Raw genomic sequence first — 17,063 nt, 5'->3', positions numbered from 1 at the left:
CATGGTCACCAAGAAAGACCCGCTGCTCAAACGCATGGTCACCATCAACGCGGACGCCACCACCAACAAGGGCGCGCCCCATCCCCAGGCAGGCCTTAAGGCCCTGGTCGTCGGCAAGACGCCCGGCGGCCGCCAGTACCAGCTCGACTGCGACGGCACCCTCGTCACGCTGCCCATGGCCGATTTCACGCTGATCACGCTCGACGGCGCCGAGCCGCAGCTCAAGTCCGAAGCCGATCCCGAGCCGCATGCACTCCTGGCGCAGATGCCCCGCGCCGAACTGAACCTGATCGTCCGCAGCCGTACCAACCGCCAGGTGGTTGAGGATGACGAGCTGTATGCCATGGCGGCCTCCATCAAGGCCCACGGCATCCTGCAGCCCCTGCTGCTGCGCCGGCTGCCGGCGGAGCGCCTGCAGGACACCTTCGAGAACCCCGAGACCCGCAAGGCCCAGTTCGAGATCATCGCCGGCGAGCGCCGCTTCGTGGCCTCCCGCATCGCCGGCGAGCGCACGGTGCCGTATATGCTGGTGGCGGCCGACAACCTGCGCGCCGTGCAGATGCAGCTGATCGAGAACCTGCACCGCAGAGACCTGGACCCACTCGAGGAGGCCAAGGGCGTGATCCTTCTCGTGGAGGAGTTCAAACTCACCCGCGAGGAAGCGGCCGACTCCATCGGCAAGAGCCGCACCCATGTGTTCGAGTCCCTGCGCCTGCTGTCGCTGCAGCCCAAGGCCATGGCCGCGCTCAAGGACGGCCGCTTGTCCCGCAGCCTGGCCCTGCTCGTGCTGCAGCGCCCCACGGCCGCGATGCAGGAAGAATTTGCCGAGCGCATCCTCACCGGCGGCGCCGACGGCGGCCCCATGAGCTACCGCGCCGCCCAGGACCTGGCCCGCCGCAACTACATGACCGAGCTGGACAAGGCTCCGTTCGACCTGGCCGACGCCACGCTCTGCCCCCAGGCCGGCGCCTGCACCCACTGCCCCAAGCGTACCGGCGCCACACCCGAGCTGTGGGACAAGCACGGCCCGGACGCGTGCACCGACACCACCTGCTTCGCCGAGAAGAAGGAAGCCCACCTGGCCCGCGTGAAGGCCGAGGCCGCCCAGGCCGGCCGCCAGGTCATCACCGGCCGCGCTGCGCGCGACATCATGCCCACCGAGACTGGCTCCATGCGCGGCTACATCGCGCTGGACAAGGCCAGCCAGGGCAGCAAGGCCGAAACGCGCCAGGTCCTGGGCCAGGATGTGCCCGCCAGCCGCGTGGTACTGGTCGAAACACCCGCCGGCGGCCTGATCGAGGCCGTGCCCGTGCATGCAGCCAGCGCGGCCGTGCAGGCCCAGGCGGCCGCGGCCAAGCCCGAGAAGAAGGCCAAGGCCGCCAAGGCCGCGCCGCCGGCGGAACCCTCGCGCGCGGAGCTCGAGGCCGAGTACGCCCGCCGCTGGCGCGAGGAAGCCGTCGCCTCCACGATCGACGGCCTGTACTGCTGCAAGCCCGAGTCGCTGAGCTACATCCCCAGCCATGCGGCGCTGCACATCCTCAAGAAACTCGCCGCCGGCGTGCCGCGCGAGATCCTGCTGACGATCTTCCACATCCCCCTGAATTCCGCCAGGGCCGATGACAACCTTGAAGATTCCTTCGCCAGCGCGTCTGAGCAGGATCTGCCCGAGCAGCTCAGCTACATCCTGCAGCTGGCCTGCACGGCAGACCTCAAGGAAGACCCAGCCCACCCGGGCGCGGCCCCGATCCTTGAGGAGCTGCGCGACCTGGCCGACGTCGACCTCGAGGCCATCCAGGCCGAGGTGCAGGACGACATGAAGGCCGAGGCCGCCAAACGCGCCGGCAAGGGCGACAGCAAGGGCGCGGCCAAGCCCAAGGCAACCCAGAAGCCCGGCACCCAACCCAAGACCAGCAAGGCTGATGCGACCGCAGCCATCGCCCAGGCCATGCAGGCGGCAGAGGCCAATCACCCCAATGACTTCAAAGAGCTGCAGCAGGTACGCATTCTGCGCGACCTGAAATTCGCCGACGCACTCCTGCCCACCAAGGATCGCAAGGCGGTGCTGCTCGAGCGCATGGGCGACCGCGCCTGGTGGCTGGAGCTGCCCAAGGACGCCGGCGTCGATCTCGATGACATGGACCATCTGACGCCGGATGCCACCTGGGAAATCACCGCCGACTACACCGAGATCCAGGCCCTCGACGAAAGCGAGGCCGGCGATGCATGACGCCCCCACCAGCTGCTTTATCCGCCCGTACTACGAGCGCGACACCCTGTATCACTGGGAAGTACTGCTCGACCCCGTGCAGATCCGCCCCGGCTATACGGTCAGCACCGCCGTCGGCATTTTCGATGGAGAGCACCAGGCGCGCGACTTCGTCCGCGGCCTGAAGGCCGAACACCCCGAACTCGTGGAGCTAGCCGCCATCCCCAGCGCCTGCCCCCTCACCTCCAGCCAGGAAGCCAAGCCATGATCCCCGCTCTCAGCATTCGTCAGCCCTGGGCCTGGCTGATCGTCAACGGTCACAAGGACATTGAGAACCGCGACTGGGCCACGAACTTCCGCGGCCAGCTGCTGGTGCACGCCGGCTTGACCATGCCCCGCAAGTACTACGACCAGGTCGCGCTCGAGCTGGAGGCCGCAGGCCTGCTGCCCGCCGGCGGACTGCCGGCCTACGAGGACCTGGAGCGCGGCGGCTTCGTGGGCTGGACGCGGGTGGTGGACTGCGTCACCGAGTCCGACTCGGGCTGGAAACAGGATGGCTCCTACGGCTTCGTCCTGCGCGACAGCCGCCCCATCCCCTTCCTGCCCTGGAAGGGGAAGCTCAATTTCTTCAACGTGCCCCGCAGCGCCCTTGCGGCCGCAGCCTGATCGACAAGACCCGCCCACCATGCGGACCCATGGCGGGCCCAGAACTACAAGAGCCGACTATGAATACGCATTTCGCATTACTCGCCCTCTACGGGGATGTGAATATCCCGCTGGAGAAATGCTGCATGGAGTTTTTTGGGCTCAGCCCCAAAAAGGCAGCAGAGGCAGCGAATAAGCAGGCATTGCCTGTGCCTGCTTATCGCCTGGGATCCAACAAGAGTCAGTGGTTTATGGATGCAAGCAAGCTGGCCGCGTACATCGATCAAAAGAAGGTTCAGGCCGAAGAGGAGTGGAGAGCTGTTCGGTGCTGAGATTTTTCAGCAAAGATAATAATTTCTAGGATTTTACAAATGCAATTCAATAAATTAAAGAACAAATATATATCAAAAGTGCATTACAAAAACCATCAAAAATATCAATATGAATTTAGATAAAATTTCAACAATATAAAATGAATATATAAAACTACTTCTTATCCGCTTTTTTCATTGACTCTACAAACTTTAGATAAAGCCCCCAATTGTCGTGATCTTTCTCAATACACTTCCAAAAAATTTCACTGTCATAGCATTTTTTCGCGTAATACCCAAAAAAATGATGGGCAGATTTTTCTTTAATTAAATTTTCATCTATTAAATATTGAATCTCTTCAAAAAATGCAAGCAGCTTTCTTGATTTATCACTAAATTCGTAATTTCCCAAAATCTCATCATCATGATCCAGTTTTTCTATTACGCATGCTAGATCCTTGTCGTCATATATTCTTCGATTCAAGTCGAGCAAATATTTTGATTTATTCAAAATCTCCTCATTCACTCGGCTTTCTCGTATTTGCCTTACATCTCTAACAATTTTATAAGCAGTTATCCCTGCAACAAAAACACTAACCACAATTCCAATAATCTGCCAAGAGGCAGACCACTCAGCCATAGTCAAGCAATCATCAACCCAGCCCCAGCTGGGCATGAACTTACTGCAAAATATAGAATCTTTACTCATCAGTTTCTATTGGCTGAATATCAGTAATCTCTATTCTTTTTATTCGTTGCCGCATATCTCTAATGGCATATCCTTGAAAAACCCTCTTCCCAGAGGTTATATCTTTAGATGCCTCACTCATAGAACTTGCTGCCGCTTGGTGAGCCAATAGATTTCCCCCACCAAAATCCTTAATGACAAAAGGAACTGTACGTTGTTCTGAATCATTAAAAAAACGGCCGTATCCAGTTAATAAATTGTACTTGGTAACATTGCCCTCCCAAGATTCGACACCTGTTGATTTTGTGGTTTCGCTTATATATCTATAAGTATCATAATTCAGAACAACTTTATCCCCGACACGGGGGCGATAAATATGAACAGATGACGCATCTCTAGTTTGTATAGTTCTGTGCGCTTCTTTCAATGGGCTTTCCAGCTGCTCTGCCAGATGATCAAAAATGTACGGTTCATCTTCCAATATACTATTCACAAAATGAGTGGAAGGAACATATTCCAATCCAACGCTATTACTCAGAGCGGCGGAAAAATAATCCCAATATTTATCAACAATGACACTATGCCCATGCGCTTTGACTACCCTATCATTGAAAGATATCAAAAAACTCAATTCAAAGCAACCTCGTTTGGCGCCGGTAAACTCAGAATTAAACCCATTTAGATTTTTCAACTTCTCTTTTATTTCATTGTCATTAGCGAATGCATGACTAATTAGGTTAACAGCCCTCGCAAATCCAAGCAAAGATTCAGCACTGTCATATAAATCTAGCTTTCCCGAGTCGGCATTTCCACCTTCATGAATGATACTAACTGTCGTGTCCATAACATCTCCTTTGTATCCATATGATACAACGTTTAAGATGTCCAAAGATTTCAATAAAAAAACCGCGCGGACACGGTCTGCAATCTACGCTTTATCCTCACCAAACTTCACTCATCTTTACAGCTAAGCTCCGGCACATCAGCAGGATCAAGATGCGTATAGATCTTCAAAGAAGCCCACGACTCATGCAGTGAAAACTGCGCCACCTGTTCAATGCTGTAACCGCGCTCAAACAAACGACTAATGGCCTCATGCCTCAAGTCGTGAAACCGAAGATCCGGGATGTTCAAAAGCTTGCATGCTCTGGTAAAGCTTGAACTGATGCTGCGATGGTTGTAGGGAAACACCAAGTCGTCGACCTGCCCTGACTCCATCCGTCGCTTGATCAGCTCCAGCGCAGGCTCCAGCATTCGAAAACAGCGACGGTTACCGGTCTTGAGCTTGGGGTGCTTCACATCATCCAGCCAGCCCACGCGGCTCTCGAAGTCCACATCGGCGACCTTGAGCGTGGTGATCTCTTCCTGGCGCCGAGTCGTCAGCAACGCAAACTCCAGGATCTGCAGCATAGGAATCGAGGCGCGAGCCTCCTGCTTGGCAAAATACTCCTTGAGAGCAGCCTCTTCCTCTGGCCTCAAGCGGCGTATGCGCCTGCGCGGCTTGGCGATGATCTTCAGCCGCAGCAACTCCTGCTTGGCTGAGTCCAGCTCCTGCACGAGCCTGTTCATCCCATAGCGCGCTACAGCGCCAAGGCAGGCCTGACGTAGCCAGACAATGTCATTAAGCACCGTGGCCGGGCCAGCATCCTCTTCGGTGCGCCGCCACTTCGCATACTCAATGAAGTCAATGGCCCTCAGATGCCGGGCATCTCGATGGGCCAGCTTGGCCTTCTGCAGACGGGTGATGTCCGCCGTCTTGGACCGCCCCCACGCCACGATGCCTTTTGCATCGCTGACATAATCCTGCAATATCTGCTTGAGGGTTATGAGGCCCTGCACAGGCTGGCCAGTTGCCTGGGCCTCCTCGATCTCGGCCTCCCGACGCCGCAGCCATTCCTGGGCCAGGGCACGCCGTGTGAACGTCTTGGACTCCGAGTAAGTCAGTTCGCCGCCTTCTTTGAGGCGGATCTGAGCCCGGAACGATACGGCACCCTTGGCACTTTTTCTCTGGGTGATGGTCCCCATCAGTGCTCCATGATTTTCGTGGTGCACCAATGTAGCACTGGCTATAGAAAAACCCGGTAAAACGTGGCAAAACAGGGCATTTTTCCAGTGCACCACGAGGCACTTTTCGCAGCATGAGCACCGAACAAGTTATTAAAAATCAACAACATAGCAATATGTGGCGTATGTCCGTGGCCCCCATGATGGACTGGACGGACAAGCATTGCCGCTACCTGCATCGGCAGCTGAGCCGCCATGCCCTGCTCTATACCGAGATGGTGACCACGGGCGCCTTGCTGCATGGCGACGTGGCCCGCCATCTGCGCTTCGAGGTCGAGGAACACCCCGTGGCGCTGCAGCTGGGTGGCAGCGAGCCTGCCGACCTGGCCCATAGTGCGCGGCTGGGCGAACAATGGGGCTATGACGAGATCAATCTCAATTGCGGCTGTCCCAGCGAGCGCGTGCAGCGCGGCGCATTCGGTGCCTGCCTGATGAACGAGGCTGCGCTGGTGGCCGACTGCGTCAAGGCCATGGTCGACACCGTCTCCGTGCCCGTGACCGTCAAGCATCGCATCGGCATAGACAGGAACGAGAGCTACGAATTCATGCGCGATTTTGTCGGCACCGTGGCCGATGCCGGCTGCCAGGTCTTCATCGTGCATGCGCGCAACGCCTGGCTCAAGGGGCTGTCGCCCAAGGAAAATCGCGAGATCCCGCCGCTGCGCTACGAGGTCGTGGCGCAGCTGAAAAAGGAATTTCCGCATCTGACCATCGCCATCAACGGCGGAATCAAGATGGATGCAACGGTACAGCAGCAGTTAGAAGTGGTCGACGGCGTGATGATTGGCCGCGAGGCCTATCACAATCCCTGGTGGCTGGCCTCCTGGGATGCTCTCTACTACGGCGACGACAGCCGTCAGCGCACGCGCGAAAGCGTGGAGGAGCAGATGGTGCTCTATATGGAGCGCGAGGCCCGCGCGCATGGCACGCACTGGTATGCGATTGCGCGCCACATGCTGGGCCTGCGCAACGGTCTGCCGGGCGCGCGCCGCTGGCGCCAAGTCTGGAGCGACCACCGCCTCAAGCATCTGGCGCCGGCCGAAGTCATGAAACTGGCCCGCACCAAGCCCCAGCAGGCCAGCGAGCTGCTTTCATTTGCATAGCTGATGGCGCTTTGCTGCAGCGGGCTTTCGTCACTTTTCCCATAAACCGTTGGCTGGAGCAGAGGCGCTCTAGCACATCGGAAGCGGCGCCACCCGGCCGGCAGACCTAGGTTTCATCCTGAAAGGGCTTTTACTACTTCGCATGTCAAATGCTGCTGTTATATTGCACTGCAACATAACGAAATTGCCTTTTCCATGCTCTATCAGCTCTATGAAATGCAACGCGCCATGGTCGAGCCTTTTGCCGACTTCGCGCTGGCTGCCTCGAAGCTCTACAGCACCCCGCACTCCGCATTGAGCCAGGTTCCCATGGCCCAGCGCCTGGCTGCGGGCTTCAATCTGGTCTACCGGCTCGGCAAGGACTACGAGAAGCCCGAATTCAATCTGCACAGCGTCGACGTCGACGGCGTGGACGTGACCATCCGCGAACGGGTGGAAATCGACAAGCCGTTCTGCGAGCTGCGCCGCTTCAAGCGCTTCTCCGACGACCCTGCCACGCTGCAGGCGATGCTGAGCCAGCCCGTGGTGCTGATCGTGGCGCCGCTGTCGGGCCACTACGCCACCCTGCTGCGCGACACGGTGCAAAGCATGCTCGGCGGCCACAAGGTCTATATCACCGACTGGAAGAATGCCCGCACCGTGCCGCTGTCCGAGGGCGAATTCCACCTGGACGACTATGTGAACTATGTGCAGGAGTTCATCCGCTACCTGCAGGAACGCTACGGCCAGTGCCATGTGGTCAGCGTCTGCCAGCCCACGGTGCCCGTGCTCGCGGCCGTCTCGCTCATGGCCAGCCGCGGCGAAACGCCGCCGCTGTCCATGACCATGATGGGCGGCCCCATCGACGCACGCCGCTCGCCCACGGCCGTGAACAATCTGGCCGAGACGCGCAGCTACGAGTGGTTCGAGAACAATGTGATCTACGAGGTGCCGCCCAACTATCCGGGCGCCGGCCGCCGTGTCTACCCCGGCTTCTTGCAGTACTCGGGCTTCGTGGCCATGAACCCGGACCGTCACGCCAAGAGCCACTACGACTACTTCAAGGACCTGATCAAGGGTGACGACGCCAGCGCCGAGCACCACCGCAAGTTCTACGACGAGTACAACGCCGTGCTCGACATGGACGCCGACTACTATCTGGAAACCATTGCCACGGTGTTCCAGGAGTACAAGCTGGTCCAGGGCACCTGGGACGTGCGCTCGCCCGAAGGCAAGATCGAGCGCGTGCGCCCGCAGGACATCCGCGGCGCGGCGCTGTTCACCATCGAAGGCGAACTGGACGACATCTCGGGCGCAGGCCAGACCCGCGCAGCCCACGACCTGTGCACCGGCATCGATGCCGACCAGCGCAAGCATCTGGAAGTGCAAGGCGCCGGCCACTACGGCATCTTCAGCGGCCGACGCTGGCGCGAGGTGGTCTATCCCCAGGTACGCGACTTCATCCTCGCGCACCAGCCCGACAGCGCCACGGCAGCCAGCGCCGCCGGCCATGCACCCAGCGTGAGCGAGGATGCGGCCGATGCCGTTGCGCCTGCTGCCACGCACGCAGACAAAACAGCGGCCGCAAACGCCGTAGACTCTGCTACCTCGCATGCCGCGGCCCATGGCGCCCACCGCACGGCCAAGAGCCACCACCACGGCAACGCAGGCGCTCCGGAGACGGGGCGACATCCGCGAAAAATCAAAACCTAGAAAAGGCTTGTCATGACCCCATCGATGTCCGCAGCCTCCACGCTTGAAGCACTGGCTGCGCGCATTGATGCAGTCCTGCCCCAGACCCAGTGCACGCGCTGCGGTTACCCCGACTGCGCCGCCTATGCCCGGGCCGTTGCCCAGGGCGAAGCAGCCATCAACCAATGTCCGCCGGGCGGCGCACAGGGCATTGCGCGCCTGGCAGCACTGACCGGCCGGCCCGTCCTGCCGCTGAGCGCCGAGCACGGCAGCGAGGCGCCGCGCACTCTGGCCGTGATCGACGAAGCCTGGTGCATCGGCTGCACGCTGTGCATCAAGGCCTGCCCCACGGATGCCATCCTGGGCGCCAACAAGCGCATGCACGCCATCATCAGCGACCACTGCACGGGCTGCGAGCTGTGCATTCCCGTCTGCCCGGTGGACTGCATCCAGCTTGAAAACGCCAGCGGCGAAGCCACCGGCTGGGATGCCTGGAGCCAGGCCCAGGCCGACCATGCCCGGGCACGCTATGCCGCGCACCGCGCACGCGTGCAGCGCGGCAAGGCATCTGCCGGCAGCACTGCGGCCAACGAGGCGGCGCCCGCACCGGCCGGCGCGGAACCTGCCGTCCTGCCCGCCGATGCGCCCGCGCAGGACACCTCGCGCAAGAAGGACACCATTGCGGCCATCCTCGCGCGCGCCCGCGCCCAGAGAGCACCGAACTGAGGCGGGAAGATTCGCCTCAGATCGACCTCCAGCGCTTTGCTGGCTTGCGCTGACAGCTCCTGTTTCAGGAGCACTTCCAGCCACTGCCGGCCTCAGGCCTGGGCCAGGCTTTTGTATACGCCGCAGCCCCAGTACAGGTCCCGGTGCTTGCAGACAAAGGACATCTTGGTCTGCACCTTCTGCGTGGACGGGTTCACATAGTCGTATTCCACCCAGCCCGGTCCTTTCTCGGCCTGGGCCACGATGTCGGCCACCAGACGCTCGCCGTCGATCCCCGGCACATCCTGCACCCGCGTCCCCACCTTGGCCGCATTGCCGCCGAAGGCCTTGTACTCGCCCTCACCGGACAGCGCGAACACATACATGTCGCGGTCATGGTAGGGCTGGCCCGGATCGGTCACCGTGCTCAGCAGCGCGCCGGTGCTGTGCGCGCCGCGGGCCAGATGCATGGCCGCATGCACGAGCGCCACGGCCTCCTCGGCCGTGCCCTGCTGCAGGCGAAAGCGCGACACCGCGCCCGACAGCACCTGGGCCCTTTGCTCCAGCGCCTGCGCATGGTGCAGCGCATGGCTCACCATCTGGGCGTTGTGCTGGGTGATCTGGTCGATCTCGCGCACCGCGTTCGAGATTTCCACCAGCGCCGTGCCCTGGCTGCTGGTCGATTCGGACAGCTCGCCCATGTGCTGGGCCACGTCGCGTATGCCCTGGGTCACGCGCCCTATGCCCTCGCCGGCCGAGCGGATCAGGGTGGTGCTCTGGCTCACCTGCTGCACGGTCTCGCCGATGAGCTGGCGGATCTCCCGTGCAGCCTCGCCGGCGCGCTGGGCCAGATTGCGCACTTCGGCAGCCACCACGGCAAAGCCGCGCCCCTGCTCGCCGGCACGCGCGGCCTCCACCGCGGCATTGAGCGCCAAAATATTGGTCTGGAAGGCGATGCCGTCGATGACGCCGATGATTTCGCGCATGCGCTGGGCCTGGCGCTCGATGGCCTCCACCGAGGCCACGGCATGCTGCATGGCCTGCAGGCCCTCGTCGGCCGCCGAGCGCACCGTGCTGGCCTTGGCATGCGCCGCATGGGCGACTTCCGCGTTGTGCTGCACCGTGCCGCTGATCTGCTCCACGCTGACCACGGTCTGTGCCAGATTGCCGGCCTGCTGCTCGGTGCGAGCGGCCAGGGCCTCGTGCTCGCTCACCAGCTGCTGGCCCGCCTGGGCCACCAGTGCGGCATTGCTGCGCACATCGGCCACCATGGCCGACAGCGCATTCACCATTTCCGCCAGCAGCGCACCGGCCGCGTTCCCGTCCCCACGGCCCGCAATCCCTGCCAGCGCGGGGCCATGGCGCAGGTCGCCCTGCGCCACTTGGTGCATTGCCTGCTGCAGGCCCTGCCACTGCGCTTGGCCCTCACGGCTGCGCAAGCGCAGCCACAGCGCGGCAACCACGGCCCAGGCCGCAAACCAGGCCCATTTCCCGTTGGAGTACGGAACTTGTGTCAGACTTGGCGCCAGCAGAAACGGCAAAGGCCCGGCCAGCAGCCAGGCAAAGCCCAGATACCGGCCCCATGCCTGCCATGCCGCGCCGGCAAGTCCGGTCCGGCCATGCCCCGATGCTCCAACCTGCCCCCCGCTGACTTTCATTGCATCCTCTCCCGCTCGCATTCAGCCACTTGGCCCATCCACTGCCCGTGCAATTTCGCTGCAAACCGCCATCCGCCCCATGCGCCAGGTCAACACACCCTTCATCCGGAACGTTGGTAAAACCTCGCCGACAAGGTTTGCCCTGCGCAAATCGCTGGTTGACGATGGTGCGGCACAGCATACGTAACAATTTGCAATACAAAGCACCCGGCTAACCCTAAAGCAGCCACCGTTGTTTATGCGTAAACGGCATCAGCTCATAAAATACAACCATGAACCCCTTGCTCTCCCGCCTCCAGCCCTATCCTTTTGAACGTCTGCGCCAACTCTTCGCCGGCATCGAGCCGCCGGCCGGCCTGCGTCCCATCAGCCTGGGCATTGGCGAGCCGCGCCATGCCACGCCGGCGTTCATCGAAAAGGCGCTGAGCAGCGAGCTGCAGGGTCTGTCGGTCTACCCGGCCACCGCCGGCATGCCGGCGCTGCGCCAGGCCTGCGCGGCCTGGGCCGGCCAGCGCTACGGCATCGCGCTGGACGCCGCAACCCAGGTGCTGCCGGTCAACGGCTCGCGCGAGGCGCTGTTCGCCTTCACCCAGGTCGTGGTGGACGCCAGCCGCCCGGGCGCGCGCGTCATCTGCCCCAATCCCTTCTATCAGATCTACGAAGGCGCCACGCTGCTGGCTGGCGCCACGCCCTATTACGCGGCCAGCGACCCGGCACGCAACTTCGCCGTCAACTGGGATGCCGTGCCCGAGGAAGTCTGGCGCGACACGCAGCTGACCTTCGTCTGCTCTCCGGGCAACCCCACAGGCGCCGTCATGCCGCTGTCCGAGTGGGAAAAGCTGTTCGCGCTGTCGGAACGCTACGGCTTCGTGATCGCCAGCGACGAGTGCTACAGCGAGATCTACTTCAACGACGAAGCGCCGCTGGGCGGCCTGGAAGCCGCCGCGCGCCTGGGCCGCACGGACTTCCGGAACCTGGTGATGTTCACCAGCCTCTCCAAGCGCAGCAATGTGCCCGGCCTGCGCAGCGGCTTCGTGGCCGGCGATGCCGAGCTGCTCAAGGCCTTTCTGCTCTACCGCACCTACCATGGCGGCGCCATGAGCCCCGTGGTGCAGACGGCCTCCATCGCCGCCTGGGGCGACGAGGCCCATGTGCAGGAGAACCGCCGCCTGTACCGCGAGAAATTCGCTCAGGTCACGCCCGTGCTGGCCGAGGTCATGGACGTGAAGCTGCCCGATGCCAGCTTCTACCTCTGGGCCGGCATTCCTGCGGAACTGGGCATGGATGATGCACAATTCGCCAAAGAGCTGTATAAAACAACAGGCGTCACCGTTTTGCCCGGCAGCTATCTGGCGCGCGAGGCCCAGGGATCGAACCCCGGTGCCAACCGCGTGCGCATGGCCCTGGTGGCCGAAACCGCCGAATGCCAGGAAGCCGCGCAGCGCATCGCCGCCTTCATCGCTGCCCGCCGCTGACCCGGCCTGCCTTCACTTTTTCCCCAACCTCTGGTTTATCGACCCGAACCTTCAAACCACCATGACGCAACAACTGCAATCCATCATCGAAAACGCCTGGGACAACCGTGCCTCTCTCTCGCCCTCTGCTGCCCCCAAGGAAGTGGTGGATGCCGTGGAGCATGCGATCGCCGAGCTGGACGCCGGCCGCCTGCGCGTGGCCACCCGCGAGGGCGTGGGCCAGTGGACCGTGCACCAGTGGCTCAAGAAGGCCGTGCTGCTGTCCTTCCGCCTCAAGGACAATGCCCTGATGCAAGGCGGCAGCCTGCAGTTCTTCGACAAGGTGCCCACCAAGTACCAGGGCCTGAGCGAAGCGCAGATCGCCGCCACCGGCGTGCGCGTGGTGCCTCCGGCCGTGGCCCGCCGCGGCAGCTTCATCGCCAAGGGCGCGATCCTGATGCCCTCCTATGTGAACATCGGCGCCTACGTGGACGAAGGCACCATGGTCGACACCTGGGCCACCGTGGGCTCCTGCGCCCAGGTGGGCAAGAACGTGCACCTGTCGGGCGGCGTGGGCCTGGGCGGCGTGCTCGAGCCCCTGCAGGCCAATCCCACCATCATCGAGGACAACTGCTTCATCGGCGCCCGCTCCGAAGTCGTGGAAGGCGTGATCGTGGAAGAGAACTCCGTGATCTCCATGGGCGTGTACATCGGCCAGTCCACCCCCATCTTCAACCGCGAGACCGGCGAAACCACCTTCGGCCGCGTGCCTGCCGGCTCCGTCGTGGTGTCGGGCAACCTGCCCAAGAAGACCAAGGATGGCAAGGAATACTCCATGTACGCCGCCATCATCGTCAAGACCGTGGACGCCAAGACCCGCTCCACCACCAGCCTGAACGACCTGCTGCGCGACTGAACACGGCAAGTGTTCTGAGAGCGCCGGTGCGCTCCCAGCCCCGGGCCTGCTGCTGAAAAGCGGCAGGCCTTTGTTTTGTCCGGACCGCAACCGGTGCATTTGCCTTGCCGATCCCGCCAAAGCGGTCCGGCGGCGGGGTATAAAGGCGGCCAAACACAGACGAGTCGTCAAACAGTCAACCGGAGGGAGCGATGAGCACCATGGAGAAAATCCTGCGCCTGATGTCCGACAAACGGGCTTCGGACGTCTATCTTTCGGCCCGCGCGCCGGCGCTGATCAAGATCAACGGCGAGTGCGTGCCCATCAACAACCAGTCCCTGCCGCCCGAGGCGCCGCTGGCCCTGCTGGCCGAGGTCGTCGCCCCCGAGGCGATAGCGCAGCTGCAGTCCACGGGCGAACTCAACATCGCAGTCTCCCAGCCGGGCGTGGGGCGCTTCCGTATCAGCGCCATGCGCCAGCGCGGCACCTATGCCGTGGTGGTGCGCTTCATCTCCCAGAAGATTCCCTCGCGCGAATCGCTGAACCTGCCGCCGGTGCTCAGCGAACTCATCATGCAAAAGCGCGGCCTGGTGCTGGTCGTGGGCGCCACGGGCTCGGGCAAGAGCACCACGCTGGCATCGATGATCGAAGAGCGCAACGAAAAGCTCTCGGGCCACATCCTGACCGTCGAGGACCCGATCGAATACCAGTTCCGCAGCAAGCGCTCCATCATCAACCAGCGCGAGGTGGGCACCGATACCGAATCCCTGCAGGTCGCGCTCAAGAATGCGCTGCGCCAGGCGCCCGACGTGATCCTGATCGGCGAGATCCGCGACCGCGACACCATGTCGGCCGCCATGGGCTATGCGCAGTCCGGCCACCTGTGCCTGGCCACGCTGCACGCCAACAACAGCTACCACGCGCTCAACCGCATCCTGTCCTTCTATCCCGAGGAAATCCGCCCGACCATGCTGGGCGAGCTGGCCTCGGCGCTCAGGGCGGTGATCTCCCAGCGGCTGGTGCGCACGGTCGCCAAAAGCCGGGTCCCGGCCGTGGAAGTCATGCTCAACACCAAGCTGATCTCGGACCTGATCCAGCGCGGCGACTTCACCGGCGTGAAGGAAGCCATGGAAAAATCCATGGCCGAAGGCTCTCAGACCTTCGAGCAGGCCCTGGCCAGGCTGGTGGGTGATGGCACAATCACACGCGACGAAGCGCTGGCCAATGCCGATTCGCCGACCAATCTGATGTGGCGCATGGACAATGACCTTGCGCGCGTGGCCCAGGCCGCGGCCCAGGCAACCGAGGCGACACATCCCGACGACGACGATATGCCATCATTCACGGAAATCACTTTGGACGTAAAACCGCTCTGACGCGGCCCGCCGTCTCACGCACAATGTCGGAAACGCCGGCGTCTGCCGGCCTTCCGGCTTTTTTTATGGTTTGGTTTCTCCCATGTCCCGCACCCTGCAACTGACCGAGCAGCTCATCAGCCTGCCTTCCGTCACCCCCGAAGATGCCGGCTGCCTCGAGCTGCTGGCCGATGCCCTGATTCCCCTGGGCTTTGAATGCGAGCGGCTGGACAGCGGCCCGGAGGATTTCCGCGTCCGCAACCTATGGGCAAAACACCGCACAGGCCCGGTCCTTGAGGCGCAGAGTGCCATCGGATCGGACAAGCCCGTGCTGGTCTTCGCCGGCCATACCGACGTGGTGCCGCCGGGCCCGCTCAACCAGTGGAGCAGCCCGCCCTTCGTGCCCATGCACCGCAACGGCCGCCTCTACGGCCGCGGCGCCAGCGACATGAAAACTTCCATCGCGGCCTTTGTCGTGGCGCTGGAGGAATTCCTGCAGGCCACGCCCGAACCGGCCTTCGACATTGCCCTGTTGCTGACCAGCGACGAGGAAGGCCCGTCCGTGGACGGCACCAAGGTCGTGGTCGAGGCGCTCAGGCAGCGCGGCGAGCGCCTGGACTGGTGCATCGTGGGCGAGCCCACCTCGGTCAACCAGACCGGCGACATGATCAAGAACGGCCGCCGCGGCACCATGAGCGGCAAGCTCACGGTCAACGGCATCCAGGGCCATATCGCCTACCCACAGCTGGCCCGCAACCCCATCCACGAGGCCCTGCCGGCCCTGGCCGAGCTGGCCGCCACCGTCTGGGACCGGGGCAATGCCTTCTTTCCCCCGACCAGCTGGCAGATCAGCAACATCCACGGCGGCACTGGCGCGAGCAACGTCATTCCCGGCCACGTGGTGATCGACTTCAACTTCCGCTTCTCGACCGAATCCACGGCCGAGTCGCTGCAGCGGCGGGTGCACGAGGTGCTGGACCGCCACGGCATCGAATACTCGCTGGTCTGGACCGTCGGCGGCCAGCCCTTCCTGACCGAGCCCGGCACGCTGGTGCATGCCGTGCAGGCCGCCATCAAGGACGAAACCGGGCTGGACACGGAGCTGTCCACCACGGGCGGCACCAGCGACGGGCGCTTCATCGCCCAGATCTGTCCCCAGGTCATCGAGCTGGGACCGCCCAACGCCAGCATCCACAAGATCGACGAATACATTGCCGTGGCCGATATCGAGCCGCTCAAGAACATCTACCGCAAGACGCTGGAACAGCTGCAGCAGGCCCAGGCCGGCCGCAGCGCCGCCCCGGTGCTGCATGCGGCCTGAACACCCAATGACTTTAGCCAACGCAAACCCTCCCGCCATCCAGGGCGACACCGTGGCGGCCCTGGTGGCCTCCGGCGCCCGCGCCCTGACAGCAGCCGGCGTGGCCTTCGGGCACGGCACGGCCACGGCCGAAGACGAGGCCGCCTGGCTCACGCTGTGGAAGCTGGGCCTGCCGCTGGACAGCGAACTCACGCCCGGCGCCCCCGAATCCATAGCAGATCAAGCTGTAACCCAGGAACAGCAAGTGCTGGTAGCTACGCTTTTTGAAGAACGCATCCGCACACGCAAGCCTGCCGCCTATCTGACGCGCGAAGCCTGGCTGCAAGGCGTGCCCTTTTACATCGACGAGCGCTCCATCGTGCCGCGCAGCTTCATCGCCGAGCTGCTGGCCGACAGCAGCATCGACGACTGGCTCTCCGACAGGACCCAGGCCGTGCTGGACCTGTGCACCGGCAACGGCAGCCTGGCCTGCCTGGCAGCCATGGCCTACCCCGATGTGCAGGTGACCGGCGCCGACATCTCGCCCGATGCGCTGGCCGTGGCCCGCATCAATGTGGACAAGCACGGGCTGCAGCAGCGCGTGCACCTGGTGCAAAGCGACGGTCTGGCCGCCGTGCCCGGCCCATGGGACCTGGTGCTGTGCAATCCGCCCTATGTGAACGCCGGCAGCATGGCCCGCCTGCCCGCCGAATACCGCGCCGAGCCCGAACTGGCGCTGGCCGGCGGCGAGGACGGCATGGACTTCATCCGCCAGCTGCTCAGGGACCTGCCCGCGCGCCTGAACAAGCAGGCCGTGGTGGTGCTGGAGATCGGCAACGAAAAACCGTTCTTCGAAGCCGCCTTTCCCGATCTGCCCGTGTTCTGGCTGGATACCAGCTCGGGCGACGAGCAGGTGCTGCTGATCACCGAGGAAGCGCTGCGCCACTGGGCGCAGGCAGCGCCAGCGGCCTGACCCTCCTGGCATGCAGGCTGCGCCGCTCTCCATAA

The 17,063-nt window shown here is 62.6% G+C and carries 16 protein-coding genes; 12 read left to right on the top strand and 4 right to left on the bottom strand.

Translation table 11 applies throughout. From position 1 onward, the window contains the following. Nucleotide 1: 1 nt before the first annotated feature. Genes Cte04_RS17870 through Cte04_RS17855 form a run of 4 tightly spaced genes read left to right on the top strand, consistent with a single transcriptional unit; the run spans nucleotide 2 to nucleotide 3,183 of the window. Complete coding sequence (locus Cte04_RS17870) at nucleotides 2–2,227, top strand: ParB/RepB/Spo0J family partition protein (RefSeq protein WP_066481640.1); 2,226 nt, start codon at nucleotides 2–4, stop codon at nucleotides 2,225–2,227. Beyond that, nucleotides 2,220–2,474: a hypothetical protein gene (locus Cte04_RS17865; protein ID WP_066481638.1), complete on the top strand. Its 255-nt coding sequence runs from the start codon at nucleotides 2,220–2,222 to the stop codon at nucleotides 2,472–2,474. Before Cte04_RS17870 ends, Cte04_RS17865 begins: the two co-directional genes overlap by 8 nt. Continuing rightward, nucleotides 2,471–2,872, top strand: coding sequence for an ASCH domain-containing protein (locus tag Cte04_RS17860; protein ID WP_245633428.1), 402 nt, complete (start codon nucleotides 2,471–2,473; stop codon nucleotides 2,870–2,872). The genes Cte04_RS17865 and Cte04_RS17860 overlap by 4 nt, the downstream gene beginning before the upstream one ends. A gap of 59 nt (nucleotides 2,873–2,931) precedes the next feature. Continuing rightward, entirely contained in the window at nucleotides 2,932–3,183 is a 252-nt protein-coding gene (locus tag Cte04_RS17855) for a pyocin activator PrtN family protein (RefSeq protein ID WP_066481631.1), read from the top strand. 154 nt (nucleotides 3,184–3,337) lie between these two features. Here the strand turns inward: Cte04_RS17855 and Cte04_RS17850 are convergent, their stop codons facing one another. The 3 genes from Cte04_RS17850 to Cte04_RS17840 form a co-directional block, all read right to left on the bottom strand. Continuing rightward, nucleotides 3,338–3,871, bottom strand: coding sequence for a hypothetical protein (locus Cte04_RS17850; RefSeq protein ID WP_157082096.1), 534 nt, complete (start codon nucleotides 3,869–3,871; stop codon nucleotides 3,338–3,340). Then, nucleotides 3,864–4,694: a DUF7946 domain-containing protein gene (locus Cte04_RS17845; RefSeq protein WP_157082094.1), complete on the bottom strand. Its 831-nt coding sequence runs from the start codon at nucleotides 4,692–4,694 to the stop codon at nucleotides 3,864–3,866. The genes Cte04_RS17850 and Cte04_RS17845 overlap by 8 nt, the downstream gene beginning before the upstream one ends. 107 nt (nucleotides 4,695–4,801) lie before the next feature. Continuing rightward, a complete protein-coding gene (locus Cte04_RS17840; protein ID WP_066481625.1) occupies nucleotides 4,802–5,875 on the bottom strand; it encodes a site-specific integrase in 1,074 nt (357 codons plus the stop codon). Nucleotides 5,876–5,988: 113 nt separating this feature from the next. Between Cte04_RS17840 and dusA the strand changes: the two genes are divergently transcribed. The 3 genes from dusA to rsxB all read left to right on the top strand — a co-directional run bounded on the left by dusA (nucleotide 5,989) and on the right by rsxB (nucleotide 9,414). Next, nucleotides 5,989–7,017 (top strand): tRNA dihydrouridine(20/20a) synthase DusA, encoded by a 1,029-nt coding sequence (gene dusA, locus Cte04_RS17835; RefSeq protein WP_083526729.1) that lies wholly within the window; start codon nucleotides 5,989–5,991, stop codon nucleotides 7,015–7,017. A gap of 195 nt (nucleotides 7,018–7,212) precedes the next feature. After that, nucleotides 7,213–8,709 (top strand): polyhydroxyalkanoate depolymerase, encoded by a 1,497-nt coding sequence (locus tag Cte04_RS17830; RefSeq protein WP_083526728.1) that lies wholly within the window; start codon nucleotides 7,213–7,215, stop codon nucleotides 8,707–8,709. 24 nt (nucleotides 8,710–8,733) lie between these two features. Continuing rightward, nucleotides 8,734–9,414: an electron transport complex subunit RsxB gene (gene rsxB, locus Cte04_RS17825; protein ID WP_066481610.1), complete on the top strand. Its 681-nt coding sequence runs from the start codon at nucleotides 8,734–8,736 to the stop codon at nucleotides 9,412–9,414. Nucleotides 9,415–9,506: 92 nt separating this feature from the next. On the opposite strand, the gene Cte04_RS17820 is transcribed toward rsxB, so the two are convergent. Beyond that, nucleotides 9,507–11,051: a methyl-accepting chemotaxis protein gene (locus Cte04_RS17820; protein WP_083526727.1), complete on the bottom strand. Its 1,545-nt coding sequence runs from the start codon at nucleotides 11,049–11,051 to the stop codon at nucleotides 9,507–9,509. 272 nt (nucleotides 11,052–11,323) lie between these two features. On the opposite strand from Cte04_RS17820, the gene dapC reads away from it, so the two are divergent. The 5 genes from dapC to prmB all read left to right on the top strand — a co-directional run bounded on the left by dapC (nucleotide 11,324) and on the right by prmB (nucleotide 17,028). Continuing rightward, nucleotides 11,324–12,526: a succinyldiaminopimelate transaminase gene (gene dapC / locus Cte04_RS17815; protein WP_066481605.1), complete on the top strand. Its 1,203-nt coding sequence runs from the start codon at nucleotides 11,324–11,326 to the stop codon at nucleotides 12,524–12,526. 61 nt (nucleotides 12,527–12,587) lie between these two features. Next, on the top strand, nucleotides 12,588–13,421 hold the full coding sequence (gene dapD / locus Cte04_RS17810; protein WP_066481597.1) for a 2,3,4,5-tetrahydropyridine-2,6-dicarboxylate N-succinyltransferase: 834 nt from the start codon (nucleotides 12,588–12,590) through the stop codon (nucleotides 13,419–13,421). A 191-nt stretch (nucleotides 13,422–13,612) separates the two neighbouring features. Beyond that, nucleotides 13,613–14,776 (top strand): PilT/PilU family type 4a pilus ATPase, encoded by a 1,164-nt coding sequence (locus tag Cte04_RS17805; protein ID WP_066481587.1) that lies wholly within the window; start codon nucleotides 13,613–13,615, stop codon nucleotides 14,774–14,776. 82 nt (nucleotides 14,777–14,858) lie between these two features. Continuing rightward, on the top strand, nucleotides 14,859–16,076 hold the full coding sequence (gene dapE, locus Cte04_RS17800) for a succinyl-diaminopimelate desuccinylase (RefSeq protein WP_066481584.1): 1,218 nt from the start codon (nucleotides 14,859–14,861) through the stop codon (nucleotides 16,074–16,076). 7 nt (nucleotides 16,077–16,083) lie between these two features. After that, nucleotides 16,084–17,028: a 50S ribosomal protein L3 N(5)-glutamine methyltransferase gene (gene prmB / locus Cte04_RS17795; RefSeq protein WP_066481582.1), complete on the top strand. Its 945-nt coding sequence runs from the start codon at nucleotides 16,084–16,086 to the stop codon at nucleotides 17,026–17,028. The last annotated feature ends 35 nt before the right edge of the window (nucleotides 17,029–17,063 follow it).

Origin of the sequence: Comamonas terrae (genome assembly GCF_001544075.1) — a bacterium.
GTDB lineage: Bacteria > Pseudomonadota > Gammaproteobacteria > Burkholderiales > Burkholderiaceae_C > Comamonas > Comamonas terrae.
This window is presented reverse-complemented; position numbering and strand designations above follow the sequence as displayed.